Source organism: Marinomonas balearica (assembly GCF_004362145.1).
Lineage (GTDB): Bacteria > Pseudomonadota > Gammaproteobacteria > Pseudomonadales > Marinomonadaceae > Marinomonas > Marinomonas balearica.
On the sequence record NZ_SNXC01000009.1, the window covers coordinates 534,159 to 559,620 of the forward strand.

Annotated in this window: 24 protein-coding genes; 12 read left to right on the forward strand and 12 right to left on the reverse strand. The window is 42.7% G+C overall.

What is annotated here, in order from left to right:
• Positions 1 to 58: 58 nt before the first annotated feature.
• The 6 genes from DFP79_RS04100 to DFP79_RS04125 all read left to right on the forward strand — a co-directional run bounded on the left by DFP79_RS04100 (position 59) and on the right by DFP79_RS04125 (position 5,094).
• Positions 59 to 937 carry a cupin domain-containing protein gene (locus DFP79_RS04100; RefSeq protein WP_133502654.1) on the forward strand — a complete coding sequence of 293 codons (879 nt, stop codon included), beginning with the start codon at positions 59 to 61 and terminating at the stop codon, positions 935 to 937.
• Between the two features lie 276 nt (positions 938 to 1,213).
• Positions 1,214 to 1,615, forward strand: coding sequence for a DUF1761 domain-containing protein (locus DFP79_RS04105; protein ID WP_166637633.1), 402 nt, complete (start codon positions 1,214 to 1,216; stop codon positions 1,613 to 1,615).
• 57 nt (positions 1,616 to 1,672) lie between these two features.
• Complete coding sequence (locus tag DFP79_RS04110; protein ID WP_133502656.1) at positions 1,673 to 2,779, forward strand: agmatine deiminase family protein; 1,107 nt, start codon at positions 1,673 to 1,675, stop codon at positions 2,777 to 2,779.
• A gap of 124 nt (positions 2,780 to 2,903) precedes the next feature.
• A complete protein-coding gene (locus DFP79_RS04115; RefSeq protein WP_133502657.1) occupies positions 2,904 to 3,317 on the forward strand; it encodes a GFA family protein in 414 nt (137 codons plus the stop codon).
• Positions 3,318 to 3,614: 297 nt separating this feature from the next.
• On the forward strand, positions 3,615 to 4,103 hold the full coding sequence (locus DFP79_RS04120) for a GNAT family N-acetyltransferase (RefSeq protein WP_133502658.1): 489 nt from the start codon (positions 3,615 to 3,617) through the stop codon (positions 4,101 to 4,103).
• Positions 4,104 to 4,263: 160 nt separating this feature from the next.
• A complete protein-coding gene (locus tag DFP79_RS04125; RefSeq protein ID WP_133502659.1) occupies positions 4,264 to 5,094 on the forward strand; it encodes a mechanosensitive ion channel family protein in 831 nt (276 codons plus the stop codon).
• A gap of 59 nt (positions 5,095 to 5,153) precedes the next feature.
• Here the strand turns inward: DFP79_RS04125 and DFP79_RS04130 are convergent, their stop codons facing one another.
• The 6 genes from DFP79_RS04130 to DFP79_RS04155 all read right to left on the reverse strand — a co-directional run bounded on the left by DFP79_RS04130 (position 5,154) and on the right by DFP79_RS04155 (position 11,217).
• Positions 5,154 to 6,296, reverse strand: coding sequence for an ABC transporter ATP-binding protein (locus DFP79_RS04130; RefSeq protein WP_133502660.1), 1,143 nt, complete (start codon positions 6,294 to 6,296; stop codon positions 5,154 to 5,156).
• A gap of 48 nt (positions 6,297 to 6,344) precedes the next feature.
• Positions 6,345 to 7,307 (reverse strand): carbohydrate ABC transporter permease, encoded by a 963-nt coding sequence (locus tag DFP79_RS04135; RefSeq protein ID WP_133502661.1) that lies wholly within the window; start codon positions 7,305 to 7,307, stop codon positions 6,345 to 6,347.
• 4 nt (positions 7,308 to 7,311) lie between these two features.
• Positions 7,312 to 8,178 carry a carbohydrate ABC transporter permease gene (locus DFP79_RS04140; protein WP_133502662.1) on the reverse strand — a complete coding sequence of 289 codons (867 nt, stop codon included), beginning with the start codon at positions 8,176 to 8,178 and terminating at the stop codon, positions 7,312 to 7,314.
• 117 nt (positions 8,179 to 8,295) lie between these two features.
• Positions 8,296 to 9,636 carry an ABC transporter substrate-binding protein gene (locus DFP79_RS04145; protein ID WP_133502663.1) on the reverse strand — a complete coding sequence of 447 codons (1,341 nt, stop codon included), beginning with the start codon at positions 9,634 to 9,636 and terminating at the stop codon, positions 8,296 to 8,298.
• A gap of 71 nt (positions 9,637 to 9,707) precedes the next feature.
• Positions 9,708 to 10,724, reverse strand: a complete 1,017-nt coding sequence (locus tag DFP79_RS04150) for a LacI family DNA-binding transcriptional regulator (RefSeq protein ID WP_133502664.1) — start codon at positions 10,722 to 10,724, stop codon at positions 9,708 to 9,710.
• Between the two features lie 328 nt (positions 10,725 to 11,052).
• A complete protein-coding gene (locus DFP79_RS04155) occupies positions 11,053 to 11,217 on the reverse strand; it encodes a DUF2986 domain-containing protein (protein ID WP_133502665.1) in 165 nt (54 codons plus the stop codon).
• 106 nt (positions 11,218 to 11,323) lie between these two features.
• On the opposite strand from DFP79_RS04155, the gene DFP79_RS04160 reads away from it, so the two are divergent.
• Positions 11,324 to 11,611 (forward strand): cupin domain-containing protein, encoded by a 288-nt coding sequence (locus DFP79_RS04160; protein WP_133502666.1) that lies wholly within the window; start codon positions 11,324 to 11,326, stop codon positions 11,609 to 11,611.
• Between the two features lie 88 nt (positions 11,612 to 11,699).
• On the opposite strand, the gene DFP79_RS04165 is transcribed toward DFP79_RS04160, so the two are convergent.
• Together DFP79_RS04165 and msrA are read right to left on the reverse strand one after the other, a co-directional pair.
• Positions 11,700 to 12,224, reverse strand: coding sequence for a peroxiredoxin (locus DFP79_RS04165; protein WP_133502667.1), 525 nt, complete (start codon positions 12,222 to 12,224; stop codon positions 11,700 to 11,702).
• A gap of 100 nt (positions 12,225 to 12,324) precedes the next feature.
• Positions 12,325 to 12,954 carry a peptide-methionine (S)-S-oxide reductase MsrA gene (msrA, locus tag DFP79_RS04170; RefSeq protein ID WP_133502668.1) on the reverse strand — a complete coding sequence of 210 codons (630 nt, stop codon included), beginning with the start codon at positions 12,952 to 12,954 and terminating at the stop codon, positions 12,325 to 12,327.
• A 153-nt stretch (positions 12,955 to 13,107) separates the two neighbouring features.
• Here msrA and yghU point away from each other — a divergent pair, with 153 nt between their 5' ends.
• Both yghU and DFP79_RS04180 read left to right on the forward strand, forming a co-directional pair.
• Positions 13,108 to 13,992, forward strand: coding sequence for a glutathione-dependent disulfide-bond oxidoreductase (yghU, locus tag DFP79_RS04175; protein ID WP_133502669.1), 885 nt, complete (start codon positions 13,108 to 13,110; stop codon positions 13,990 to 13,992).
• A gap of 167 nt (positions 13,993 to 14,159) precedes the next feature.
• A complete protein-coding gene (locus DFP79_RS04180) occupies positions 14,160 to 14,612 on the forward strand; it encodes a methyltransferase family protein (RefSeq protein WP_133502670.1) in 453 nt (150 codons plus the stop codon).
• A gap of 41 nt (positions 14,613 to 14,653) precedes the next feature.
• On the opposite strand, the gene DFP79_RS04185 is transcribed toward DFP79_RS04180, so the two are convergent.
• Positions 14,654 to 15,640 (reverse strand): SDR family NAD(P)-dependent oxidoreductase, encoded by a 987-nt coding sequence (locus DFP79_RS04185; RefSeq protein WP_133502671.1) that lies wholly within the window; start codon positions 15,638 to 15,640, stop codon positions 14,654 to 14,656.
• A gap of 183 nt (positions 15,641 to 15,823) precedes the next feature.
• On the opposite strand from DFP79_RS04185, the gene DFP79_RS04190 reads away from it, so the two are divergent.
• Positions 15,824 to 16,717 carry a LysR family transcriptional regulator gene (locus DFP79_RS04190; protein ID WP_133502672.1) on the forward strand — a complete coding sequence of 298 codons (894 nt, stop codon included), beginning with the start codon at positions 15,824 to 15,826 and terminating at the stop codon, positions 16,715 to 16,717.
• Between the two features lie 39 nt (positions 16,718 to 16,756).
• On the opposite strand, the gene DFP79_RS04195 is transcribed toward DFP79_RS04190, so the two are convergent.
• Genes DFP79_RS04195 through DFP79_RS04205 form a run of 3 tightly spaced genes read right to left on the reverse strand, consistent with a single transcriptional unit; the run spans position 16,757 to position 22,571 of the window.
• Positions 16,757 to 19,933 (reverse strand): efflux RND transporter permease subunit, encoded by a 3,177-nt coding sequence (locus DFP79_RS04195; protein WP_133502673.1) that lies wholly within the window; start codon positions 19,931 to 19,933, stop codon positions 16,757 to 16,759.
• Positions 19,933 to 21,195, reverse strand: a complete 1,263-nt coding sequence (locus tag DFP79_RS04200; protein WP_133502674.1) for an efflux RND transporter periplasmic adaptor subunit — start codon at positions 21,193 to 21,195, stop codon at positions 19,933 to 19,935. Before DFP79_RS04200 ends, DFP79_RS04195 begins: the two co-directional genes overlap by 1 nt.
• Positions 21,195 to 22,571, reverse strand: coding sequence for a TolC family protein (locus DFP79_RS04205; protein WP_133502675.1), 1,377 nt, complete (start codon positions 22,569 to 22,571; stop codon positions 21,195 to 21,197). The genes DFP79_RS04200 and DFP79_RS04205 overlap by 1 nt, the downstream gene beginning before the upstream one ends.
• A gap of 395 nt (positions 22,572 to 22,966) precedes the next feature.
• Between DFP79_RS04205 and DFP79_RS04210 the strand changes: the two genes are divergently transcribed.
• Both DFP79_RS04210 and DFP79_RS04215 read left to right on the forward strand, forming a co-directional pair.
• Entirely contained in the window at positions 22,967 to 24,646 is a 1,680-nt protein-coding gene (locus tag DFP79_RS04210; protein WP_133502676.1) for a methyl-accepting chemotaxis protein, read from the forward strand.
• A 343-nt stretch (positions 24,647 to 24,989) separates the two neighbouring features.
• Positions 24,990 to 25,460, forward strand: a complete 471-nt coding sequence (locus DFP79_RS04215) for an Lrp/AsnC family transcriptional regulator (protein ID WP_133502677.1) — start codon at positions 24,990 to 24,992, stop codon at positions 25,458 to 25,460.
• Positions 25,461 to 25,462 lie beyond the last annotated feature (2 nt).

A 25,462-nucleotide genomic window follows, 5' to 3' on the forward strand; every position in this document is an offset into this window, starting at 1 on the left:
AATCCAAAAGACGCATTCGATGTGCCTAACCCCCAGTCTACGCTAATAAGGAATTGACATGACTGACCCTACCGAAGCTTGTGTGTTTCACATTGTTTTAGAAAATCAAGCTTCTAAGATTCTTCAGAGCACCACATATACTGCCCCTAGCCTTAGCACAGATGGGTTCGTTCATTTTTGCAGCTTTCATCAGGTTGGATCGGTCGTTAAAGAATTTTATCGGGATCAAAAAAATCTTAAATTGTTGGTGATTGACGTGAGCTTATTACGCTCTGAGCTTCGCTATGAAATACCTGATGGAAATAAATTAAGCTATTCGTCTACGGAAGATCTGTATCCTCATTTATATGGATCTTTGAATGTCGATGCGATTATCGATGTGATGGAGCTTAACCGATTCAATCAAAAGCCTGTTCATCCTGATACAGCGAGCATGCTTCGTCATTACCGCTTTGAAAGACTGCCAGTTGAAGGGACTTTGTTCAAGAGTACTTGGAGAGCATCGCAACAAACAGCTGATGACAAGCCGAGCGGAACGGCAATGATTGGGCTTTATGCAAATGAACCTGAAAGTGTGTCGTGCTTTCATAAACTTGATTATGACGAAGTTTGGCATGTGTACGGTGGCGACCCTTTCACGCTTTATCTACTGTATCCAGATGGTCAGACAGAAGAAATTATAATGGGACAGAATGTCGCACAAGGGCAATATGTTCAATACGTTGTCCCTGCTGGAGTGTGGCAGGCGGGATGCCTTAATCAGGGAGGACGTTATGCATTATTCGGTTGTACTATGGCGCCAGGGTTTACAGGATCATGCTTTGAAGCTGGACAGGCTGCTAATTTGATAGAGCTATACCCTAGTAAAGCCGAAATTATTCAGAAATTGTCCGTGAATGGTGATGAGAAATATATGCCCGACGATTTTGCGAATTGATTTAATCGTGAATTATGCCGCAATAGCCGTCATGGATCTGAATTCTCCCATTTTTTAAAGTACATTACTTCGTAACAGATTTTGTGCAACTGTTGTTTGCTATATCCACCTGATTTTTTAAACCTTTTGCGAGGCATTGATCAAACTCAATAATGAAATAACACTTTGTCAGGCTCTGTTTTGAGTCGATTGTTTGTTGATAATCGCAGTAGCTGCGTTACTGTATTACTCTTAAATTTTCGGATTTCTGTTCACGATAAAATGAGGTGTTGCTCTATGGAATTATTGTCCGTTCAAATAATAGAAATATTAGCGGCTTCTGTAACAGGGATGATTTTAGGTGCATTGTGGTACAGCCCAATAGCGTTCGGCCCTAGATGGATGGCCAGCATCGGTAAAACGCCAGAAAATATCGGCAATCAAACTTTACCCATGATAGGCAGTATCGTTGCCTGTATTCTTAGTGCTTTTGGTGTGTCTTTTCTTTCTGAGAATCTCGACATTTCAAGTGTGAACGAGGCGGTGATTTTAGGCCTTGTATTGGGTTTTCTGATTATTTTTCCTGCGTTGCTTTCGGATAATTTGTTTTGTGGCTGGGGGAAGGCGCTGTTACTCATCCAAGCGGGCTACCGTCTTGTCACAATCATACTCATGTCCATCGTAATCTACCTTGTATAAACTGATGCTAAACAATGGGCGATTATTCTTTGTCTTATTCTTGAGGAGATAAACACCGTGGCCACTCGACGCACAGTCATTAAATCACTTAGCTTTTTAGCAGCATCCACTGTAATTGGAGGAGCGAAAGGGGCTTTTGCTGTGTCCAAGGGTGAAGAAATTTGGATTATGCCAGATGAAAGTGATCCGCATCAGCGTACATGGATGGCCTTTGGAGCGAGTCGAGATATTTGGGGCCACGAGCTTTTGTTTGACGTTCAACGTAACTTGGCAACCATTGCTTTGAGCATTGCTCAGTATGAACCTGTCTCAATGTTGGTTCGTCAATCAGACTTGGCTCTGGCTCGACGTTTAATGGGGAACAAGGTTGATCTCATCGTTAGTCCTCTTGATGATTTATGGATTCGTGATTCAGGGCCTGTTTTCGTTGTCACAAAGAGTGGCGACAAGGCCGCCGTTGATTTTAATTTTAATGGCTGGGGCGATAAGCAAGATTATGAACATGACGCAAAGGTCGCTGCGTTTGTTGCTAGAAACGCTGATGTGCTTCGTATCCAGACGGATCTCGTTCTTGAAGGCGGCGGGATTGAGGTTGATGGGCATGGAATAGCTATCATAACCGAGAGTTGTGTGCTCAATGAAAATCGCAACCCTGGTGTAAGTAAGCGTGAATGCGAACAAGAACTGAAGCGTTTACTTGGATTGAACAAGATCATTTGGTTGCCCGGCATTAAAGGCAAAGACATTACCGATGGGCACACTGATTTTTATGCTCGTTTCGCTCGTCCTGGGGTGGTTGTAGTGGGATACGATCCCGATCCTTATTCGTTTGATCACGCTGTTACCAAGCAGCATCTGGAGATTCTACGTAAAGCGACGGATGTAGAAGGTCGAAAACTGGAGATTATTACATTAGAAGCACCGACAAGGATCCGTGAAGAGTATGCTAGCGACGATTTTGCCGCAGGTTACATCAATTACTACGTTTGTAATGGTGCGGTGATTGCTCCTGAATTTGGTGATCCACGAACGGATGCCGCAGCAAAACGCCAACTTCAAAAAGCGTTTCCTGAACGAGATGTAATCCAGATCAACATCGACGCTATAGCGGCGGGGGGTGGAGGCATTCATTGTACGACTCAACAAGAGCCAAAGGTTTTATGACCGCTCCGTTAAGAGTGTGGTTTTCAATAAAATAAAAGGCTTCGATTGGCTCTACCAACAGTGAGGTTGTCATAATTATGGCAAATAGTTACTATTTCTATATAGACTTTGAGGAGAGACTGCGATGAAAGGTCATGGTAAATGCATGTGTGGTTCGGTTGCTTTAGAAGTTGAGTACGCCAGTAGCGAAGTTGCAGCATGTCACTGTAGCATGTGTCGCAACTGGGGAGGCGGGCCAATGCTAGCGATTGACTGTGCCGATTCTGTAAAAATATCAGACGAGAGCAGTGTCACTCGTTATGCATCATCAGAATGGGCTGAGAGAGGTTTTTGTAGCAAATGTGGAACTCACCTATTTTACTTCCTTAAACCCGCCAATCAGTACCATCTTCCTATTGGTTTACTGCAAACGGATAACAAATTTACTTTTACTCATCAAATATTCATTGACGAGAAACCTGAGTATTACGAGTTCAAGAACGAAACTCACAATATGACGGGTGCAGAAGTCTTCGCTTATTTTGAAGCAGAAGATTGAACCACCAATAGACGAATTTAGGTCAAGCTCAATCGGAAACTTACATCACAGTGAAGCAAATGTGTGATGTAAGTTCTATTCATAAAATCTTCGCATTGACACAGATTGCTCATTCTAAGCGTATCAATCGTGGTCACGGTTTGTCTGCTATTTACCTTTGACGTAATAGAGACAACAAGGCAGCCGAGTTACGGTATAACATAGTGAAAGAGCGCTTGTATTGACGCATGAAATAGTTTCGTTCATTTCACATTTCCTTTCCTGATTCTTATTTTCGTAATTCCAGAGGTAGAAGAGATGCTTAGGCTGATAACAGAGCAAGATTTCAAAGAATTTTGGCCAGTTTTTCGATCCATTGTTACCGCTCAGGAAACCTATGCGTTTGATCCCGAGATGCGTTTCGAGGATGGGTATTCGTTGTGGTGTGTTTCACCCATTAAGACATTTGTTTTTGAGGGTGAAGATGGCTCGATTTTGGGATCTTACTATATTAAAGCAAACGCAATGGGGCCAAGTAACCACATTTGTAATTGCGGATACATGGTAAGTGAAAAAGCGCGTGGGCAAGGGGTGGCGAAAAAGATGTGTGACCATTCACAACAAATCGCGTTAGAGCTTGGGTTTGAAACGATGCAGTTTAACTCAGTCGTTTCAACAAACGACATTGCTGTAAAACTGTGGCAAAAGTTGGGTTTTGAAATCATCGGAACCATTCCTAAAGCGTATCGCCATAAGCGTTTAGGGTATGTAGATAGCTATGTAATGTATAAGCAGTTGGTTCAGTAGTATCTTAAAAAATCATGAAATAACCGGTGTGTTCAATTTAGATATAATTTTTTACATTTGGTCAACTTTAACTGCAATCGACTTCTGTTAAGGTGTGTTCTGAAAGCGATACTTGTAATTGCAAGAATTTAGGACTATTCAAACATAAAAGGGTTAAGGTATGCAGGATGTAATTCAAGAACTGGATATAAACCAATATTTGCCAACAGCGATTGATTGGGCGACGAATGTATTGCTCGCGATCGTCATATTGTTGGTAGGTATGTGGATTGCAGGACGAGTTAATGCGCTTGTAGTTGGTGTGAGCAAGAAACACGATAAGCTTGACGATACGTTATTTCGCTTTTTAGGCAGTGTGGCTCGTTATGTTGTCATGGCGTTTGTTCTTATTGCTGTCTTGAATCGCTTTGGTGTGCAAACTGCGTCGATTGTGGCGTTGTTAGGCGCAGCGAGTTTGGCGGTTGGTCTTGCGCTACAAGGTGCAATGTCTAACTTAGCCGCCGGGGTTATGTTGCTGATTTTCCGACCTTATAAAGTGGGAGACTTTATCGATGCCGCGGGAAGATTTGGTAAAGTGACGGAAATCGATTTGTTTACAACGGTTTTGCAAACATTCGATAACCAACAGATTATCGTGCCGAACAGTCAAATTTGGGGCGACCAGATTATCAATCACTCGCATCATCCTGTTCGTGGGGTAGATATGCGATTTGGTGTGGCTTATGGTGAAAATACCGACGCAGCGCGCGCGGTGATTGAAGAGGTGTTGTCTTCACATCCTCATATCCTAAAAGACCCTAAGCCGTTTGTAGAAGTCGAAACCTTAAATGACAGTTCTGTTGATTTTCTTGTCAGACCGTTCTGTAAGGGTGAGCACTACTTCGATGTTTTATATACCGTGCCTGAGCAAATTAAAAAGGCGCTTGATGACAACAATATCGAAATTCCATTCCCGCATCGCAAAGTCATTGTAGTGAATGAAAATGCCTAAGTAATGCCTAATTACCTGACGGTTAGAACGTTAAAGTAGCAATGCTTGATCTTTACTTTCTAACCGTTAGGATCTGACAGGTCGGTTGGGTTTATTAACGCGCCCGGATTCAAAAGTACGCCCTCAGTACTGGTATCAAAGATCAATACTCTGTTGAGATCGACTGTCAGTGAAATATGCTCTTTTCGTTGTACGTGTGATCGCAAATCTAAGCGTGCTTTCGAATCTTCCCCGCCGAGTTTGAATAGAACTTCTTTATCAAAGCCAAGGTTTTCAACCAGATCAACTTGAATATCGTTAAACTCAAATACATTATCACTGGGCGAGTTCAGCGAACTGTCTTCAAAAAAGTCAGGCCGAATTCCAACGAGCACCGAGTGATGTTTATTGAGTTCCGTTAGGTCAACGTTTGCGATGTCTGCGGCTGGAATATGGTAGTCATCAATGACGAGAACGTTTTCGTTTACTGTTGCTTCTATGAGGTTCATAGCAGGAGATCCGATAAACGTCGCTACAAAGGTATTTGTAGGCTGTAGGTAAATTTCCATCGGTGAGCCAACTTGTTCAACGATTCCATCTCGCATCACCACAACGCGATCGCCGAGTGTCATGGCCTCGATTTGATCGTGTGTTACGTATATAGCGGTCATGTTGTATTGGTGTTGGATTCGGGCGATTTCGGTTCTCATATGATGTCTAAGCTTTGCATCAAGGTTGGACAGTGGCTCATCAAAGAGGTAAACATCGGCGTCTCTGGCAAGTGCCCGTCCCATCGCAACACGTTGCCGTTGACCACCGGACAAATCAGCAGGTTTTCGATCCAAATACGGTTCGAGTTTCAGCATTTCTGAGACATCGGCGAGTTTATTTTGAATTGTCTGCGCATCTGCTCCCGATTTTTTCAGCCCAAATACGATGTTTTCTTTCACCGACATGTGCGGGTATAAAGCGTAGTTTTGGAACACCATAGCGATATTTCGTTTGTGTGGAGGCAAGTCATTGACGGTACGTCCACCCACGTCAATGTCACCTTGAGTGATGTCTTCAAGCCCTGCGACCATTCTTAGAGTCGTGCTTTTGCCACAACCACTTGGGCCTACAAGAACAACGAATTCACCGTCCTGAACCTCTAGATTAAGGTTCTTCACAATAGGCAAGGTGCCGTAGGATTTATTTACGTTTCTTATAATGACGGAACTCATCGTGTTTCCCTTTTATTATTTAAAATCAGTTACGCGTTGTGAATCTCGTTAGCCTTTGACACCACCTTCGGTTAATCCACCTGACAAGTGCCGATTGGCAAGCATAAAGCAAATAATGACCGGTAATAGGGTTAACATCGAGGCGGCCATAATCCTGTCCCAGATTGCATTTTTTGAAGTAAACAGTGTCTGCAATGCGAGAGGAAGAGTGTGAAAATCCTGATATTGTTTTAAGAATACTGAGGCAAATAGATATTCGTTCCATGCGATCACAAAGCAGTAAATAAAGACGGTAAATAGCATAGGCTTTGACAGTGGCATTATGATTCGCCAAAAGGCTTCTACTCGTGAACAGCCATCCATCATTGCGGCTTCTTCTAACGAAAAAGGAATGGTTCGAAAGTAGTTTCCGAGCATGTACATTGCAACGGGCAGCGTTTGTATCAAATAGATAAGAAACAGGCTAAATAACGTTCCAGCGACGCTTGACGCTAGACCAACGCTCACACTCATTTGGTACAGCGGCACCATGAGCAATACACCACCTACCATATAGACGAACAGAACACCGTTCGCCATGACCGATTGTCCGGGAAACCTTAAACGTGCAATGGCATAAGCCGCGAGGGAAGCGAGAAAGGTTGCACATACTCCTGTTACAAGAGAAATAACAAAGGTATTGAGCATATAGCGACCAAATGAAAACACATCTCCACCGGAAGTAAATTTGGTAATAAGGGCTTGTTTTTTCGCTTCGGACAATGCCGGGTTATCGAGCAAACGTTGGATACTGGCAGGTATGTCCACGTCTTTTGGAGGCATAAGTCCAAGCAGTTCTTTGTAAGCATCGAGGTGCAGTATTTTTGGAATAAGCGACGGGTTTCCCCAATCGATAGGATGCTTTAACGACGTAGAAAGTATTTGTAGAAATGGAAAAATGCAAAAGACCACTAAGGCGATCACAAGGGCATAGAGCATAAAGGATTGCAGTTTCGTTCGTTTGTTCATCATAGCTTCACCACTTCAGTACTTTGCGAACGTACAGCCAAATAAGACCGACGAGCACCAGCAATTGAATAACGGATATCGCAGCGGCGATGCCTTGATCGACCAGTCCTGCGAACGCTTGGTAATAGGTAAAAATGGGAAGTGTTTCGACATTAGGAGCGAGTAAATACACATCTTCAAAACGATTTAAATTCCAGATGACTCTCAGCAAAACAACGGTTGCGATTACGAATCTCAACTCAGGAAGTGTAACGTGCCAGAAACGCCCCCACGCATTTTGGCCGTCTATTGCAGCCGCTTCGTAGAGATCTTTTGGAACGCTCTGTAGTTTTGCCAAAAACAAGAGATAGGCGATCGGGAAGTGTTTCCAGATATCAAAAACAATGACCACAAAGAGCGCCGAGTCAGGGTTCCCAATGAGGTTATCCCGAGTATCTGTTAGGCCAAGAACATCTACGACCATATGGTTGTATATTCCATTAACCGGATCAAAGATAAATTGCCATCCGAATACGACGCTAATAACAGGCGCGAAGTAGGGAAGTAGAATAAGCCCGCGAGCTAGATTTCGAAGGCGGAAATCTTGGTTCATTAATATGGCAGCGGCTAACCCCAGTATCGTTGTCCCAGCAACGGTCCCGATTAGGTAGACAACCGACACACCGACGGAGTGATAATATCTTGGGTTGCATAATAAATTCGAATAGTTTTCGAAGCCCACAAACGTTTTTTGGCCGTTTAATTGGACGTCAAAGAAGCTAAGGTAAACGTTGAATGCAATAGGATAAATGACCAAAAGAGCGATTATTCCTACGGCGGGTGCAACCAACTTTAGTCCGAGCTTCGCTTCGCTCTTTTTCAATAGTGATGACATATCCATTTCCTTGAGCAATACTTGGAGACAAAGTGACGACATTGGCGTGTTGTATTGATCGCCGTTGTCGTCACCTTACACACAGTAATGAATGCCTATGTGACGAAATAAAGTGAACTATTGCGCTACTATGGCCTTCATTTCTTGCTCTGCTGCATCGAGTGCTTTTTTAGGACTCTCGTCTTCAATGGTGACGCTGTACAGCATTCTAGGAATGACCGATTTGGCAAAAATTTCGCCGGATTCAGGGAAGGTCATACCCTCGACTACTGAAAAAGAACGAATATCATCAAACCCAGAAACGATCTGTTTCATCTTGTCTGCGCCGTACAGTTTAAACACTCCGTTCGGATCGTCTAGATAAGCTGGATCTTCCGCAATCCCTTTAAGCATAGGGTTCATTCCGCCCGGAGCCATATGTAAGAAGGTGATATAGCTGGCTGGATCGTACATGAATTCTATAAAATCTTTGGTTGCGTCGGATTGCGCCATGCTGGATGTTTTTAACGCGACCAGTCCTGATAATGTGCCATAGGATGCAGCGCTTTTATGGCTGATGATGGGCGCAAAGGCGGTGTTTTTCACGAGGTCTGGGTCAAACGTGCCACCACTGAGCTCTTTAAAGTTTTCAGAAGTCAGCGATCCTTTCGCAACTTCGGCGAGGGCAAGGTCATCCATAATGTAGGTCGAGTAGAAGAACATCCCCATTTTGCCTTGCAGGTAGTAATCTCTAGCTCGCCAATTTTGAGGACCAGGAGGGTTGTATTCTGATAGTTTTTTGTAGAATTCAATGGTTTCTAACGTAGCGGGACTGTTGAAGACAAGAGATCCTTTGCTGTCAAATTCTGCCGCATTGTTTGAAAGTGCCAATTGTGTAAAGACTTGTTCGGTGTAGCTGTCTTGTTTTGTTCCTATCAATATACCGTATTGATTATTGCTTTTATCCGTCAGCATTTTTGCCGCAGTTTCTATGTTTTCCCAACTGTTCGGCGCGGCCAGGCCTTTTTCATCAAACCAGTCTTTACGATACCAAATGCCTTGAATCCAGCCATGGTATGGAAGCCCGTAATACTGATCATCAGGGGAGGTTAGCGTGGTTAAAGCACCTTTGTGAAAGCGTTCTTTACCAATATCTGCTACGACGGAATCATGGACTTTAGTATTGACGATACCTTCTTCACCAAATGCCATGATTATTTCAGAGTTCACTTCTATTAATTGAGGAGTTGTGCCTGCTGCGACGGCCGCCGCCATTTGAGTGGCCATTTCGTTCTCATCAACGGGCACGACCTTTACGGTAACGCCATCATAGAGTGCTTCAAATGTGCTGGCGAGCAGTTCTATGGTTTGCATCCTGTCCGTTTGAGTTTGTGCTGTCCAAAACTCTACGGTCGTTGCGCCTGCAAGTTGACTGAACAACAAGCTACTCGACACGATAAGTGCTGTTTGGTTCTTCATTTCGTCTTCCCCGTACTTTTATTGTTTTTGAATGGGTTTCCATGACTTTAAAAAAGAGTGTTTGATGCACTCTAATACGACTTAAAAGGGCTAGAAAACCCTGAGGTCACAACACCAGGAGTAAGCAACTCCTGAAGTTCTTCTACTGGTACGCCTTTTATTCGAGCGATCATCATTTTCGCTAGCTTTTCTCCTAATTGAGCGGGCGGCGCTGGCTGAATACTTTTAATCCCCATACTGGAGGTCAATTCATCCATGGGCGTATCACATCCAATGATGTCGATCTTTCGCCCTTCAATTTTCAATCTCATCACCGCCAATGCAGCGGCTTTAGCGGCCGTACTGGTTAGGCAAATCAGAGCGGTAATTGTTGGCTGCTGTATTAACAGTTCAGCGCACGCTAAATAGTTTTCTTCTTCGTCGAAACTTACTTCTATCAGGTTTTGTTCCGTAAGGTTCAGACTGTGCTCTCTGGCAACGTCAAATATCCCTCGTCGTCTTTCTTTTGCAAAAAAGTATCGATCGCTCACGGAAACGATGCCGATACTGGCTCGTTGCGCATCACTCAACGTTTCGACACTCATTCTGCCTACGGCATAATTATCTAAATCTAACCAAGCATAGCGTTTTGTTGTTTCCATTCTTCCGTAACACACGAACGGAATGTTGAGCTTGAGTAATCGATGCACTTTCGCGTCATTCGCTTTCGTGCGAAGCATAATAAAACCGTCTTGATCGCCTGCTTTTATCAGTCGTTCAAACTCACTCAGTTCCAATCTACCGGTGTCAATGACAACGATTTTTAATATGTAATCGTGCTCTTCGAGTCGTTGTCTCGTTCCTGACAGCACTTTTGAAAGTGTTGCGTCGATATATTGTGCATCTTGACTGGGCAGCACAGCGGTGACAACACGCTTAGCCTGTACCCAATGACCGTTTTCATTCCCTTTTAGCTGATAGCCTTGTCGGGCAGCTTCTTTGAGTACCCGCTTTTTAGTTCGTGGACTGATGTCTGGGTAGTCATTCAGTGCACGCGATACCGTCGATACGGATAAATCCAGCTGAGTTGCAATTTCTTTAATAGACATCGTGTCGTGTTATTACACTCTTAACGTTATTATTTTTATTACTGTCTATCATTTAAGCGCATTTTAAAAGCTCGAACTGTGTATTTATTGATCGTCATCTAACGACACTAGAACCGAAAATGTTTCGATGCAACACCCAATTTTATGCGTCTTATTAGTGCGTTATTGAAGTATTTAAGATGAGAAGGAAGGATTTCGAATGGGTCGCGCCATCGTTAATGCATTCAGTAAACAAGGATATGCATACAAGGGCGCTTAGTCGTAGGGAGAGTGAACTTAAACATCATGAGATAAAACGCCCGACGTGAAGAGGTCTAGCGTCGATTTGTTATGAATCTTGTGGCGCTTCTGGTTGATTTTGCTCTTCGGCTTCTAGCGCCGCGCGCTCTGCTTTTGATATGTATTTTGGTTTTGCTTTTTTAGGATTTACCTTTAAATTAGCACGTTTGGCTTTTTTAGTGATGATGCTTTTGATTTTCTTGCGACGGTTCATAGATATCCAACTTTTAGTTTGAGCGGGCATTATATAACTGATTGAAGCAAGGTTGTAGCTTGGAAGCTATTAGTGTTTCCATAAATAGAACAAGAAGGGCAGAATTATGGCGAATCGATCTCATGCAATACCGACTGTACAAATAGATAACGATAAATTCATTGTGACGGAATGGCGTTTTCCACCCAGAGCTGAGACCGCTTTACATACTCATGAGTATGATTACATTGTTGTGCCTCAAACCACTGGGCGCTTAACAATCGAAACTCATGGGGGAGTCGTATATTCCGATCTTACAGTGGGGAAGTCCTATTCGCGTGAAGCGGGAGTATGTCACAACGTGATCAATGACAACGATTTTGAGTTTGTATTTGTTGAAATAGAAATTAAATGACGCAAAAGTGTGGCTGCAAACACTGGGTCGTGTTTGCAGCCTAGGGAAGATGAGAGCGAATACAGCTGATTCGAACCTTCCCTATTGTTTAACGTGCTTTCAAGTATTCCAGCATAGTATCAGCATCTGATACTTCAAATGGGTCTTCAGGAGCGTTGTCTTGGTATCCTGCTTCTGAGAACATTTTTTTGATCTCGCCGTTCTCAACGTGCATAGCGTAACGCCAGCTGCGCATACCGAAGCCCAAATTGTCTTTCTTAACCAACATTCCCATTTGGCGAGTGAAGTCTCCGTTACCATCTGGAAGTAGGAAAACATTCTTCGCATTTTGGCTTTTACCCCATTGGAACATTACAAATGCGTCGTTTACAGAGATACAAATGACCGCGTCGATGCCTTGCCCTTTAAATTCTTCGTACAACTCTTCATATCTTGGCAAGTGAGAAGTGGAGCATGTCGGAGTAAAGGCGCCGGGTAATGAGAAAACAACTACTTTTTTATCTTTGAATAGATCATCGCTTGTCACGTCTTTCCATTCAAATGGGTTTGGTCCGCCTAAAGCTTCGTTGCGAACACGGGTTTTAAACACGACATTTGGTACATTAGTAGTCATTGTATATCCTTTAAACATAGGTGAATCATTTTTCAAATGGGACTTGCTATCTCTAAATTGTCCCCGAAAAGACTAGCATAGCCGCGTGAAAATATTGTTACTATTTATGAAACATTTTGCTAGCGACTTCGCCCCACAGCGCTTCTATTTTACGGTCTCTTCCGCAACTTGTACGATAAAAACGGTAACGTAGTGGGTTCTTTGTGTAATAGTCCTGATGATACGCTTCTGCCAGATAGAATTCACTGGCGGGTAGTAATTGCGTGACGATATCCTCTGCAAATGGTTTTGTTTCTTTGACATGAATCAGAGAGGCTTCAAATACCTCTTTTTGAGCATCATTCTGGTAGAACATTGCAGTCTTGTATGGGCTGCCTTTGTCACAAAACTGTCCGTGAGGATCTGTCGGGTCTATTGTTCGCCAAAAATAATTTGAGAGTGTCTCTAACGATACAATTGAATCATCATAGGTGATTTTGACGGCTTCAAAATGCCCTGTTTTTTTGCCTGCTACTTGACGATAACTCGGATTTTCTTGATGGCCTCCGGTGTACCCAGATACCACATCTATCACGCCATCAACGTTTTCGAAATCTGATTCAACACACCAAAAACAGCCACCGGCTACTATTAAGCTTTGTGTTTCTGCGTTGGCTGTATTGGTGATTAGCGAAGCACTGGCTATGGTGAGCAGTGCAAGTGAGCCTTTTAGGTGATTTTTGAGTTTCATGTTGTTTTCCTAAATATGCAAAAAAGTCGAATCTGTAATCGATTTTCTAACTACGCTTGTTAAGTTTGATAATCGTCCCATATAACTACTTATATAAACTAAGACGTAACTTGGGTGTAAATTGTTACGGTTAACTAAACATTGAGGGTGCAAATGAGTACTGAATCAAATACAGACGTTAATAACGACGACTATGTACCACCAAAAGTATGGCAATGGGAATCTGAAAACGGTGGCAAATTCGCCAGCACAAACCGACCTATTGCGGGTGCGACGCATGAAAAAGTGCTTTCTGCTGGAACGCATCCATTGCAACTACATTCATTAGCGACGCCAAATGGACAAAAAGTAACGATAATGCTTGAAGAGTTACTTGCAGCGGGCATTACTGATGCGGAATACGATGCGTACTTGATCAACATTGGGGAAGGTGATCAGTTTTCTTCTGGTTTCGTTGAAATAAACCCGAACTCAAAGATCCCGGCAATGTTGGATACAACAACGACGCCACCTACACGCTTATTTGAATCGGCTTCTATTCTTCAGTATTTGTCAGATAAATTTGGCGTATTGGAGCCAAAAGATCACGCTGCTAAGGCCGAATGCCGTAATTGGTTGTTCTGGCAAATGGGATCGGCTCCGTATTTAGGTGGTGGATTTGGTCACTTCTATGCCTATGCGCCAACTAAGCAGCAATACCCGATTGATCGCTTTACTATGGAAACAAAGCGTCAGTTGGATGTTTTAGATAAGCACTTGGCCGAGAATAATTATATGGCTGGCGATGAGTATTCCATTGCTGATATTGCCATTTGGCCTTGGTACGGCAACCTTGTGTTGGGTAATCTATATGACGCAGCAGAGTTTCTAAATGTTGAAAGTTATACTCATCTTTTACGCTGGGCGAAGGAAATTGAACAACGCCCAGCAGTGCAAAGGGGGCGTATCGTCAATCGTCCGTTTGGTGAAGCGTGGGAGCAAGTGATTGAGCGTCATTCCGCTGAAGACATTGATAAAGTGATGGCTCTTAAGCCATAGATTGTTGTTAGCCAATGGCTTATTGAAAAAAATTATAGATAGCGCGCTGCGGAGCGCTCTTCAGTGCGCTACATAATTTTCTTATATCCATGCCCGGCAGTCTGTGAGGGTTTCATTAGGTCAGTAAAAAGGTATTGGATTAAGAGCTTTTCAAAAAGGGGAACGCGATGTTAAACCTAAAAATTCCACCTGTGGTTGTGTTGCTGTTTTTATTGAGTTTTGTGTATCTCGCCAATCAAAATTTTATTAATCAAGCAAATGATGTCACCCGTGGGGCTGGTGCGGTTATGCTTTTGCTGAGTGTTATAGTAGCTGCAAGTGCTGTAATGACATTTAGGCGTCATAAAACAACCGTTAATCCACATAAAATTGAAAATGCGAGCGCACTGGTTACTTCTGGTGTGTTTAAGTTTTCTCGTAATCCCATGTATCTGGCAATGGCGCTTGTTTTATTTGGCATCAGTGTGTGTTTTGGTGTGCTGGTGGTTGGTGTGGTGACGACCGCAGTATTTATTTTGTATATAACTCAATTTCAAATAAAACCAGAAGAACGAATGCTCCGGAGAAAGTTCGGAAGCGAGTATAAAGACTATTGCAATAAAGTAAGACGGTGGATCTAATTCCGTCTTACTTTATTGCAAGGCTGCCTTATAAGGCTATTTTAATCGTTTAGCGCTCCGAGACTTCTCAGGGTCTTTTCGACCGCAATTTCAATGGGAGTGTGAGGTTCTTCCCCTAATTTCTTTTTAAGTTTGTTATTTTCCATTTTGATTGGTTGCGTCCATAAGTATTTCATTTCCAAGAGTTCTTTTGCCGTGGTGTTAAAGAGAGCTGCTAACCAAACAAGCCACCATGGAAAAGGTGCAATTTTTGGTTTTTTTCCTGATTTTTCATGAATAATTTTTTGAATTGTATTAACCATAAGTGTGCCATCTGAATCCCAAATACCTTTCATGTGATAGACGGCATATGGCTCAAGTTCATGTCGCTTTATGATCATAGATATCATTGTCTGAGCGACATCTGGCAAGTAGGCCCATTGATGACCCACATTTTTTCTACTGGGATTGTAAATGGATTTAACGGCTTTATTGGGATTGATCAGTCCTTGTGAAAACCAGTTATTTTTGGCATAAGGGCCATAAAAATCGCCCGCTCGGATTAGAATGACGTTTCCGCCGTCATTTGCAAAGCGTTTTAATTCCTGTTCCATCTCTTCTCTAAGCGATCCTTTTTTTGTTCTCGGATGTTGAGGTGTTGATTCAGAAATATTGGGCAACACATCCGGACCGTAGTTGTATATTGAGCCAGGAAATACGACGGTGGCTCGCTGTTTTTTGGCCGCATTTATACTGTTTTTTAACATAGGAATGACGAATTTTTCCCACTTTTTATAACCCGGTGGATTGACTGCATGAACGATAACACAACACCCTTCTGCGGCTTTTAAAACATCTTCAGAATTCATTGCATCGCCTTTAATCCAGCTGATGTGTTTTGTTTTGAGATTTACTTCTTTAGAAACGAGTTCTGGTGAACGGTGTAGCGCGATTACGTTCCAGTTTTGCTCTAATAATTGCCGAGCGACTTCGCTTCCGATGCCGCCTGTTATACCTAGTATAAGTACTTGGTTTTTTATGTTGGTCATATTGCCTCCAGAAAATATGTGTTTGGGTCTGAAGGAATGTTAGAGACTAACGGCGTTGTTTTAAATTGTTTAATATGATGTCGCTACTATACATAAACGTATAGGTATATTCGCTTTAAGCCGATTAACAGGGTTGAAGTTTGTTAATTAAATGATCAACTGTATAAAACGGGACAGAAGTTAATGAAGAAACGAATCGGGTGGGAGTTGTATCGTTCATTTTTGGCTGTTTTGCAGGAGGGCTCGCTTTCTGCTGCGGCGCGTGCAACTGGATCAACCCAGCCTACTTTAGGGCGACATATTGATGAGCTAGAAAACCATGTGGGTTATTCGTTGTTTATACGTTCGCAAAGCGGGTTAATACCTACTGAGCGTGCTGTTTCTCTTGAAAAATTTGCTTTGGAGATGTCACACCTCGCACAGACCTTCGAGCGAATAGCGCTATCAAATGAAGACGGTATAAACGGTACGGTGAGGCTAACAACCTCCGATATTGTGGGCGTTGAAGTATTACCAGCTGCGTTAAGTGACCTTCAAAAAGATAACCCTAAAATAGAGATTGAACTCGTATTGTCTGATATGCCACAAGATTTATTGAATCGGGAAGCAGACATCGCGGTAAGGATGTTCAGACCAAAACAAAGCCAACTGATCGCACGTAGGGTTGGCACATGTAAGTTAAGTTTTTGTGCGAGTAAACAATATATAGAAACCCATGTGGCACCAACAACGGTTGAAGAGCTACGGCAGCATCCATTAATTGGTTATGACAAAGAAACAGACTTTATCCGACGCAATACACGTGACCTTGGTTTTGATTTTGACCGAAATCTATTCAATTATCGAGCTGACAGCAACATTGTTCAGCTTGCTCTTATAAGGGCTGGGCTTGGTATAGGGATTTGTCAGCTCGCTATAATTGAACGTGACAGTGATCTAATGCCTTTATTGGAAGATTCCATCAAATTAGAACTTGATGTCTGGGTAACCATGCATGAAGACTTGAGGAATAGTCCGGCGTACAAGGCTGTGTTTGATGCGTTGGTGCTTAATCTAGACAAGGTGTATCCAGATTAAGCACGGCCTTGGTGATGTTTGATGGAATTGATCTTGTGCTTAGCTGACTAAGTGGGTTGTCGCCTTGGTCGTTCGTTTAGTGATTTTTATCCAAATTGAATGAATATCCTCTTTTATTAAGAGTAAAACCGGTATGAGAATCAAAGTGATAAAAGTCGCGAACATGATGCCATAACCCAATGATACCGCTGCTGGAATAAGGGCTTGTGCTTGTCTCGATGTCTCCCAAAGAATAGGAATGAGACCCGCAAACGTTGTGAAAGAGGTCAGTAATACCGCTCGTAAACGTCCTTGGCAGGTCATTACGATGGCCTTTTTTACATGTATGGTTTCTTTTCTAAGATCATTAAATCGTGATACCAATAGTAAACTGTCGTTAACGACGACACCGCTTAATGCCAGAATCCCGTTTAAAGAAAAGATACTGATTGAAAGATCGTTCATCCAATGCCCTAGCAGTGCGCCTATGATCCCAAAAGGAATGGCCATCATAATGATAAGCGGTTGTGCATACGATTTCAGAGGAATGGCGAGAAGGGCGTAAATCACAAGGAGAGCCAATAGAAACATTTCTAACAAAGAGGATTCTGTTTCAGCTTGTTCTTCGGCTTCCCCACCAAAATCGAAAGTCACACTTGCAAACTGTTTTTCGATGTTTGGCATCACGCTTTGTTGCAGATAGTCGACCACTTCTGTTGAAGAGAGAATGTCTTTATCCACTTCTGCAGACAAATAATACGACCTCTTTCCATCAATTCGAAAAATCCGGGTTTGAACTTCGGTTTTGCTTAACGAAGCAACTGCATTGAGGGGAATCTGGGTGCCGCTGTCTAAGGTGATTTGGGTATCAATCACTTCAGAAGGCGATTTCTCCTGTGCATCAGAATATCCGAGCTTTACTTCAATTTCGTCATTATCTCGTTGGTATTTTTGGACCGTGTCGCCATCAAAATTTGATGTGATTTGGGACGCGAGATTCGACGTTGTTAATCCGAGTAATCTGCCTTGTTCGTTTAAATCAATGGCAATTCTTTCTTCAAGTGGAGCGTCGAATTTTTCGATCCCTGTGACCGCGGGGATCTTATTGAGTTCGCTTATAAGTGTTTCTAAAGCGCCATCAAGAGCAAAGGAATCGTGGCTTGTGACTTCAATATAAAGAGCGTCAACGGTTTCAGCAGCGCTGCGAATTCTAAGGCTTTTTACACCTTCTGGCGACCCAACAAGTTGTTGCCATTTTGCTGAAAATTGGCGAGGCGTATACGGTGCGTCGCTTTGTAGCTCTATGCGGAAATCACCTTCTTGGTCGCCTTTTGCACGCGTTTCTATGTTTTTGATACCAGACCAATTTTTGATATCAGACAGTTCTCCTTGAAGGTTGTTTGAGGAGGAAAGTAGGGCGTCAGTTTGGTAGGCTTTTTGCTCAATTTCAAGCAGGGCTTTTTGTGTTTGTCCATAGCTGACATCGCTGTGCATCGTCAGTGAAGCACGAACCGTATCGCCCGGAATTCTAGGAAAAAAGCTGGTTCTTATTTCTCCGGTAAATGGCATCGACATGACAAGTGCAAAGATGGATATAAAGCCGATTAATATGGCGTATCGGTGAGTAAGAGAAAAGTTAATCGTAGGACGGTATAAGTATTCGCTAAAGAGCATTAATCCAGAATTTGCGGCTTGTTGAATTCTGCTCCATACCTTTGTTACAACGTTCTTTGGTGTGTTCTTACGAGTGTTAATATGGGACAAATGGGCAGGTAAAATAATCTTTGATTCAATGACCGATAGTACTAGGCAAATCGCGACGACAATTGCAAACTGCGAGTAGATTTTCCCCAAACGTCCATCAATGTTTGATAAAGCCCAGAACGCAGCGACCGTAGTGAATACGCCAAACAGGGTTGGCACAGCAACATTCATCGTTCCTTTAATCGTGTTACCGAGTGTATCGCCTTCTTTTGAACGTACATCGTAGATGCTTTCTCCCACAACGACGGCATCATCAACGACAATACCCAGCGCTAGAATAAAGCCAAATGTGGTAATTAAATTGAGGCTGAGTCCCATGGTTTCAGTCCCCATAGCGAAAAGGGTGCCAAAGAATATAAATGGCAGCCCCATGGCAACCCAAAAAGCGACGGTAATGTTTAGGAAAACGGCGAGAAGAACAAAAACCAAAAATATCCCAGTAAGCGCGTTTTTAACCATTAACTCAAGTCGCTGATCTATAGATTCGCTTCGATCATTCCAACTTACGAGAGATACGGTGGAAGGTAAACGGTTGTTGTTTTTCCATTGGTCGATGATTTTGTACGTCGCCTCCACTGTGTTAATTATGTCATCTTGACCCACAGTGTTGATTCTCAGAGCGAGGCTGTTTTTTTGGTTAAAACGTGACAACACAAATTCGCTGTCGTCGAACGTGTCCTTTATCGTGGCAACATCACCTAGGAAAAGCTGGCCGCCGTCAGAAAACGATTTTATTGGAATGGCCGCAAATTGACTCTTGAAATAGTCTTGTTCAGAGGCGCTTATGGTGAGATAGATGTCTTTGTTGCTTAGAGTTGCAACGCTTGCAGACGATGATTCTGCGTTAATTGCCGTGCTTAAATCCTCTAATGCTAATCCGTAAGCGTCAAGTAGATTTCGATCGACGTCAATCTTCATAATCGGATCAAGAGCGCCGGATATCGACACGGAGTTTATCTCTTGGTCGGATAATAAATCGGTCTTTAAGTCGTTAGCGAGCATTTGCAATGTTCGTCTGTCTGTATCGCCAAACATTTGAACGATCATGGCGAGTTCTGAACGAGTGTCTTTTGTAACACTTGCAGGGTCCGCCTCGCTGGGGAATGACATTTCTCCGATGCTGTCTTTGATGTCAGTAAAAACGTCTTCCAATTCATAATCGTCTTTTACTTCGACGTTAACGCTCGCGCCGCTGGCGCTTGAAGAAGACATCATATTCTTAATGCCTTCGACGCTTTGCAGTTTTTGCTCGATTGGTATAGCGATGCTTTCTTCGTTCGCTTTGGCGGAGCCGCTGTCATAGCTTACAGATACATCTATGCCATTCGGCGGTAACGTCGGGAAGCTCTTTTTATTCAGCGAGCCAACGTTGATAATGCCCAAAGCAATAACTAAAAGCATCAATAAGTTTGCGGCGACGGGGTTGGCTGCAAACCACGGAATTATACCTCTATGTTGAGTATGAACAGACATCAGTTACTGTCCTCCGCAGGTGTTGCAAGTGTACCTTTAAGATAACTGCTGTAAGGCTTTACTAGCACACGGTATGTTTTGTCGCTAAAGCGCTCCGGTACTTGAATGTAGGTGTAATGAGAATCCGAAAACAACGGTGTTGTCTCAAAGGCATCAAGGCGACTTTCTTCGTCTAGATACCAAACTTCGCTCTGCTGGCTTAATGCGGTATTGGGCAATTTCCATAAACCATCAATCGTTTTTCCACTTAGAGATACAGAGACAAATGAACCGGGGAGAAGGGGCTGTTCTCTATCAAGAGGCGAATCAAGCCCAACGGTTAAACTTCGCATCCGCGTAGTCGTATCGATATGTTGATTTGCGGAAACGACTTTTCCTTGCCATGTTGTATTCGAATCAATACTGGAAATTTGAGCGGGCCACTGAGTGCTCATTAAGGTATTAAAATCGGGTAGTTTTTTCCAATCAGAGAGAGACAAGTTTAATGTTACGTCTGCACGATCAGTGCTGAAGAGCGTGGCAATCTCGTCGCTAGTGCCAATATTTGAACCGGGCGTCGCTTGTTGAGACACGATTAGAGCGTCAAATGGCGAAGTGATGTTTGTTTGCTTTAAGTTGTCTTTGGCTTCAGACAACGTTGCTTTAGCAGCTGCGACTGCGACTGCGGCGCTTGCGTTTGCAAGTTGGGGCTTTCTTAATACTAATTCTGAATCTGGCTCACCCTTAAACCCCGCTGCAATCCATTCAGCTTTTGCTTGTGCTCCTTGGCGCTCTTCTTCTTTTAACTCAAGTTCAGCACTGGCAAGATCCTTTTGTGCATTTGCAACTGCGGTATTGAGCTCTTTATTGATGAGTTGTATAAGCTTATCGCCTTTTTTAACCCGCAGGCCGGGTTCCAGATATTTAGATATTTGTGAGACTTCGCCGCTAACTTTACTTGTTAATGTTAGGCTGTATCTCGGAACAATAAGCCCTGTTGCTGTAATCGTAGGAGAATACGAAGAAGCCATAGCGTTGATTACGCTAAGAACGAGAGTGCTTTCTTTTCTTTCCTTAGTTGAAGGGTGTTGAGCTCCTTTTGCGCCGGGAGGCGCTTCGCCAGGTCTGCCCCCATTTCTGTGGCCTTTAGGTCCACCGCCAGGGCCTCTGTCCATTGCAATGCTTTGAGCTCCATCTTGTAGTGAGTTGGATATGTAGTAAAAACTCCCTGCCGCAGTCGATAGCGAGATGGCAAGTACAGTCCATTGAGTAAAACGTTTCATTATTTTTGCACTCCAAGCCCTAATGCCAGACCTAATGTAATTCTATTTTCCAGATGAGAGTAAATTAGCTCATCTAATTGAGCTTCAAGGTCAAATGTTGTTTTTTGCACGGTAATTAATTCATTCAAGTCTATTAGCCCGTTTCGATACTTTTTTTGGTATTGAGTTAGGTTATTTTGAGAGCTTTCCAGCGCCGCTGAGATATGGCGAACCTGTTGTTGCAGCACTACTTCTTGTCCCATCGCGTTTTCGACTTCATTAACCGCTGTGAGCAAGGTGTCTCTATATTCTTGGTATGCTTGCGCGGTTTTAAGTTTGGCGACTTCTTTGGCTGCTTTGAGTTGTCCTCCTTTATATAAAGGTTGCGAGAGTTGTGCAGCTAAGGACCATATAGGGGCAGTAAAAAAAGCAGCGCCCGGAGAATCTGCTGAGTCGCTTAACGCAGCACTTAGGCTAAAAGTGGGGAGCATATCTTTGTATGCGACTGAGAGGTTTAGATCTGCTGCCTCAATATTGAGATAAGCTGACTTCAAGTCCGGACGTCGTTGTAGGCGCTGCTGGTGCAAATTATCAAACGTAAAACTCACTTCCGGATAGTCGATGTTAATAGGGATGTTTATTGTTTGTGAGGTGCCAATTAATCGTTCTAATTCGCGTTTCTTTATAGCGAAGTTTTCTTGGTATTCAAGTAAGTTTGCTCGTGATTGAGAGGTGGACGTTCTCGCCTCATCAAGCGCTTCCAAATTGTCTAAGCCGTTCTTGAATCGTTTTACGATCAAGTCTTCGTTTGATTCCAGTAACGCTAACCGTTTTTGCTCGATTTCAACTGCGTGTTGTTTGGCGGTTAACGCTAGCCAAGTTTTCATAACGCTGGCGACAAGTGAGTCTTGACTGGCTTGGTACAACGCTTTATCACTTTCTAGCGTTTTAGCCGAGGATTTTTCTGAGTCCGCGAGTTTTTGCCATAAATCCAGCTCCCAACTTATCGATAAGCCTGCTGAGTAATTCGTATCGTTGTTTTTAGTTCTATCTGTTCCAATATTCGCGACCACTGAGGGGAGTTGCTCACCGTGTACACTTTTTAGTTGCCACAAGCTGGCTTTAAGCGTTAATGCTGTTTTCTGCAAACTCGGATTTTCATTTAAAGCGAGATCTATGAGTGCGTCCAGTTCACGGTCTTGGATCAAATCCGTCAGGTAATTGGTGGAGCCAATATCATCAAGTTGGCGCCAATCTAGAGATTTTCGTTCGGCGATGATGTTGAGATCATGTTGCGCCATTTTTGTGAAGTCGGTTCGATTATCCATATTGCTACAAGCCAGCAGTGTAATGCTGGTGCACAGTAGGCTTGCCTTTTGTAAGGCTTTCTTTTTCATTTAATCATCCTAATACGACCGATAGAGCCTTTTTCATGAAGGAAACGGTTTTGAGTCGTCGCAATTTACATGTCACAAAGTGAGCTGCCAGTGCCGCCAAATCACTTAAAAAGGCGTATCAACAACTGGCTTGAAGTCATACAAATCACATTGCTCTGCCAATAGCGGTTTTTAGCAGGTTTATTTTGCCATAGCGTTAAATATTAGAACGAAAATTTTCATTAATTTACATAAAACACTACGAAAAATGAATGTGAAAAAACGTTGAATAATGTAACTAAACGGTTAATATGTAAGCCTATTTCACAAATGCAATGATATAAATCAAATAAATATGTAATAAATTGTTCAATTAATGTGCATTGACGGGTTGGTACTCGTTAGGAGTTGTCAATATGAAGTTTATTAAAGATCGTCCCATCGGCCAAAAGATCGGCATGATAATAGGTGTGTTGGTTGTTTTGTTGGTTATTACGTCGTTGTTTGCGATTAATCGCGTGAAATCAATTGGTTATGAGATGAACACGGTATACAAGGAAGATATTCCACTCACGGCACTTGTATCGGACATCACGGCTAAGCAACTAGAGAAATCTCTATTGCTTGAACGTGCATTGCGTATTGCGGGCGTTAGTGCGGCTCACGAAACAATTGGTGAACTGTCTTATTCCATTCGCGCCTTAACAAATGACATTGATTCAGAAATTAAAGAAGGTGAAGCCATTCTTCGCGCGGCAAAAGGCCATGCTTTGTCCAGTGTATTGGAAATTGAATTGGCTCGTTTAGAGGGTGTTCTTTTTTCAATAGAAAACGAACACGTAGAGTTAGACGCAAAAGCTGAACAGATTTTATCAAAACTGGAGTCAGGTGAACCTGTAAAAGACGATGAAACGCTGGCTCTTCAGGAAGTTGAGCATCAAATTAATAAGCATTTGGAAGACTTTCTTGCTGATGTTGGACGGATGACATCTAACTCCATGGAAACAGCGTTGCATCATGAAGAATCTGCATTAGTAGAGTTGGTTGTGCTGTGTTTGATTTCGTCAATGGTGGGAATCGTGCTAGGTGCTGTAATGACGCGGTTGATTACTAAACCAATCAAAAAGGCTGCGGAAATAGCGTACCAATTATCTCAAGGTGATTTGACTGTTAAAGTTGACACTTATTCTAATGATGAGGCGGGACAACTGCTAAATGCAATGAAGGTTATGTCTGAGCGTCTGCATAATATGATTAATGAGATCGCATCAGCGTCAGAACAATTGAAAGGTGCAACGTCAGAAGTTACGACAGTTACAACACAATCGGCACTGAATTTAAATACTCAGGCAGATAACTTAAATGAAGTCGTTACCGCTATGAATGAGATGACCGTATCTATTCAGGATGTTGCGAGCAATGCGTATAAAACGGTGGAAATCACAACGGATGCGGAAAAGCATGTGCGTCAAGGGACTGACGCCGTTCTGGTTGTGGATGGCTCAATTAATGATCTTGCCGAAGAGTTTCAATTGACTCAAAAAACTGTTTCTAAATTGGATGTTGAAACGGAAAGTGTCAGCGCCATTTTGGATGTGATTACTAATATTGCAGAGCAAACTAACCTGCTGGCTCTCAATGCAGCGATAGAAGCCGCGAGAGCTGGCGAGCAAGGAAGAGGTTTCGCGGTTGTTGCAGATGAGGTTCGAACGCTTGCAAGTCGTACTCAAGAATCAATTGATGAAATACATAAAATGACGGTGCGACTGAAAACTGAAGCAAGTTCGTCTGTTAAGGCGATGGAGCAAGGCCACACTAAGACTCAAGAGACGGTTGAGGTTTCTGGGCGCGCGCAAAGTGCATTAATGGGTCTTTCTAAAGCGGTTTCAGACGTTAACAATATGAATTTGCAAATTGCCAGTGCTGCTGAGGAGCAAAGCACGGTTTCAGAGCAGGTTAACGTATCAATTAATAGGGTTAGTGAGACGGCTAGAGAAAACTCTGATGGTGCTAAACTGGTTGCTCAGGCTGCGGAGGAAATTTCAGTGCTCTCTGAAAACCTGAAAGAAATGATAGGTCAATTTAAGATCGCTTAACTAGAATTTACGTCATATTTTTTCAAGCGGGTTGTTCGTGATATGCATTTATCTCGAAAAAGAAGTTTTATATCTTGTGCCTAGCTAGTCGCAAAGATGCGTCTTAGGGTGGTTTGCCTTGCTTTGAAAGTTTTTTATACAGGCGTGTTGTTTTAAAAGGGTCATTTTCATTTTGAAAATGACCCTTTTTTTGTATTTGACAAAAAAAAATTATTTTTTAATGGAAAAAGAGAAAAACAATATTCGCCTACTTTTCGATTTTAGAAAAGTTATTGCATTTAAAGATTAGATGTAAGATTCTATTGAAATATTATTCCTTTAATTGGTGTTTTGGTAGCACAATATGGACTTAGATGAGATTGATTTGCAAATACTTGCTCTTTTGCAGTGTGATGCTAGTATTTCCACAGAACTTGTTTCTCAGCATGTAGGTGTTTCAAAAACGCCTTGTTGGCGGCGAATGCAGCGTTTAGAGAAGCTGGGGTATGTAAAGAAAAAAGTCGCGTTGCTAGATGCAGATAAGTTAGACCTAGGGGTCTCGGTGTTTGTTCAAATTAAGACGAACAGACACGATGCGAGCTGGGCTGAAGAGCTGACTGATGTAATAAATGATTTTCCAGAAGTCGTCGAATTTTATCGCATGGCAGGAGAGTACGATTATTTGCTTCGTGTACTGGTGAAAGATATCTCGGCCTACGATGAGTTTTATAAAAAACTCATTCGCTCGACATCCCTAACGGATGTGACGTCAAACTTTGCAATGGAACAAATTAAATATACGACGGAGGTGCCCTTGGCTGCTCCGAAAATTTAGGA

Bases quoted from the DNA above. Each gene is read 5' to 3' on its own strand.
- DFP79_RS04100 (WP_133502654.1), top strand. From the start codon at position 59: ATGACTGACCCTACCGAAGCTTGTGTGTTTCACATTGTTTTAGAAAAT.
- DFP79_RS04105 (WP_166637633.1), top strand. From the start codon at position 1,214: ATGGAATTATTGTCCGTTCAAATAATAGAAATATTAGCGGCTTCTGTA.
- DFP79_RS04115 (WP_133502657.1), top strand. From the start codon at position 2,904: ATGAAAGGTCATGGTAAATGCATGTGTGGTTCGGTTGCTTTAGAAGTT.
- DFP79_RS04120 (WP_133502658.1), top strand. From the start codon at position 3,615: ATGCTTAGGCTGATAACAGAGCAAGATTTCAAAGAATTTTGGCCAGTT.
- DFP79_RS04125 (WP_133502659.1), top strand. From the start codon at position 4,264: ATGCAGGATGTAATTCAAGAACTGGATATAAACCAATATTTGCCAACA.
- DFP79_RS04130 (WP_133502660.1), bottom strand. From the start codon at position 6,296: ATGAGTTCCGTCATTATAAGAAACGTAAATAAATCCTACGGCACCTTG.
- DFP79_RS04135 (WP_133502661.1), bottom strand. From the start codon at position 7,307: ATGATGAACAAACGAACGAAACTGCAATCCTTTATGCTCTATGCCCTT.
- DFP79_RS04140 (WP_133502662.1), bottom strand. From the start codon at position 8,178: ATGTCATCACTATTGAAAAAGAGCGAAGCGAAGCTCGGACTAAAGTTG.
- DFP79_RS04145 (WP_133502663.1), bottom strand. From the start codon at position 9,636: ATGAAGAACCAAACAGCACTTATCGTGTCGAGTAGCTTGTTGTTCAGT.
- DFP79_RS04150 (WP_133502664.1), bottom strand. From the start codon at position 10,724: ATGTCTATTAAAGAAATTGCAACTCAGCTGGATTTATCCGTATCGACG.
- DFP79_RS04155 (WP_133502665.1), bottom strand. From the start codon at position 11,217: ATGAACCGTCGCAAGAAAATCAAAAGCATCATCACTAAAAAAGCCAAA.
- DFP79_RS04160 (WP_133502666.1), top strand. From the start codon at position 11,324: ATGGCGAATCGATCTCATGCAATACCGACTGTACAAATAGATAACGAT.
- DFP79_RS04165 (WP_133502667.1), bottom strand. From the start codon at position 12,224: ATGACTACTAATGTACCAAATGTCGTGTTTAAAACCCGTGTTCGCAAC.
- msrA (WP_133502668.1), bottom strand. From the start codon at position 12,954: ATGAAACTCAAAAATCACCTAAAAGGCTCACTTGCACTGCTCACCATA.
- yghU (WP_133502669.1), top strand. From the start codon at position 13,108: ATGAGTACTGAATCAAATACAGACGTTAATAACGACGACTATGTACCA.
- DFP79_RS04180 (WP_133502670.1), top strand. From the start codon at position 14,160: ATGTTAAACCTAAAAATTCCACCTGTGGTTGTGTTGCTGTTTTTATTG.
- DFP79_RS04185 (WP_133502671.1), bottom strand. From the start codon at position 15,640: ATGACCAACATAAAAAACCAAGTACTTATACTAGGTATAACAGGCGGC.
- DFP79_RS04190 (WP_133502672.1), top strand. From the start codon at position 15,824: ATGAAGAAACGAATCGGGTGGGAGTTGTATCGTTCATTTTTGGCTGTT.
- DFP79_RS04195 (WP_133502673.1), bottom strand. From the start codon at position 19,933: ATGTCTGTTCATACTCAACATAGAGGTATAATTCCGTGGTTTGCAGCC.
- DFP79_RS04200 (WP_133502674.1), bottom strand. From the start codon at position 21,195: ATGAAACGTTTTACTCAATGGACTGTACTTGCCATCTCGCTATCGACT.
- DFP79_RS04205 (WP_133502675.1), bottom strand. From the start codon at position 22,571: ATGAAAAAGAAAGCCTTACAAAAGGCAAGCCTACTGTGCACCAGCATT.
- DFP79_RS04210 (WP_133502676.1), top strand. From the start codon at position 22,967: ATGAAGTTTATTAAAGATCGTCCCATCGGCCAAAAGATCGGCATGATA.
- DFP79_RS04215 (WP_133502677.1), top strand. From the start codon at position 24,990: ATGGACTTAGATGAGATTGATTTGCAAATACTTGCTCTTTTGCAGTGT.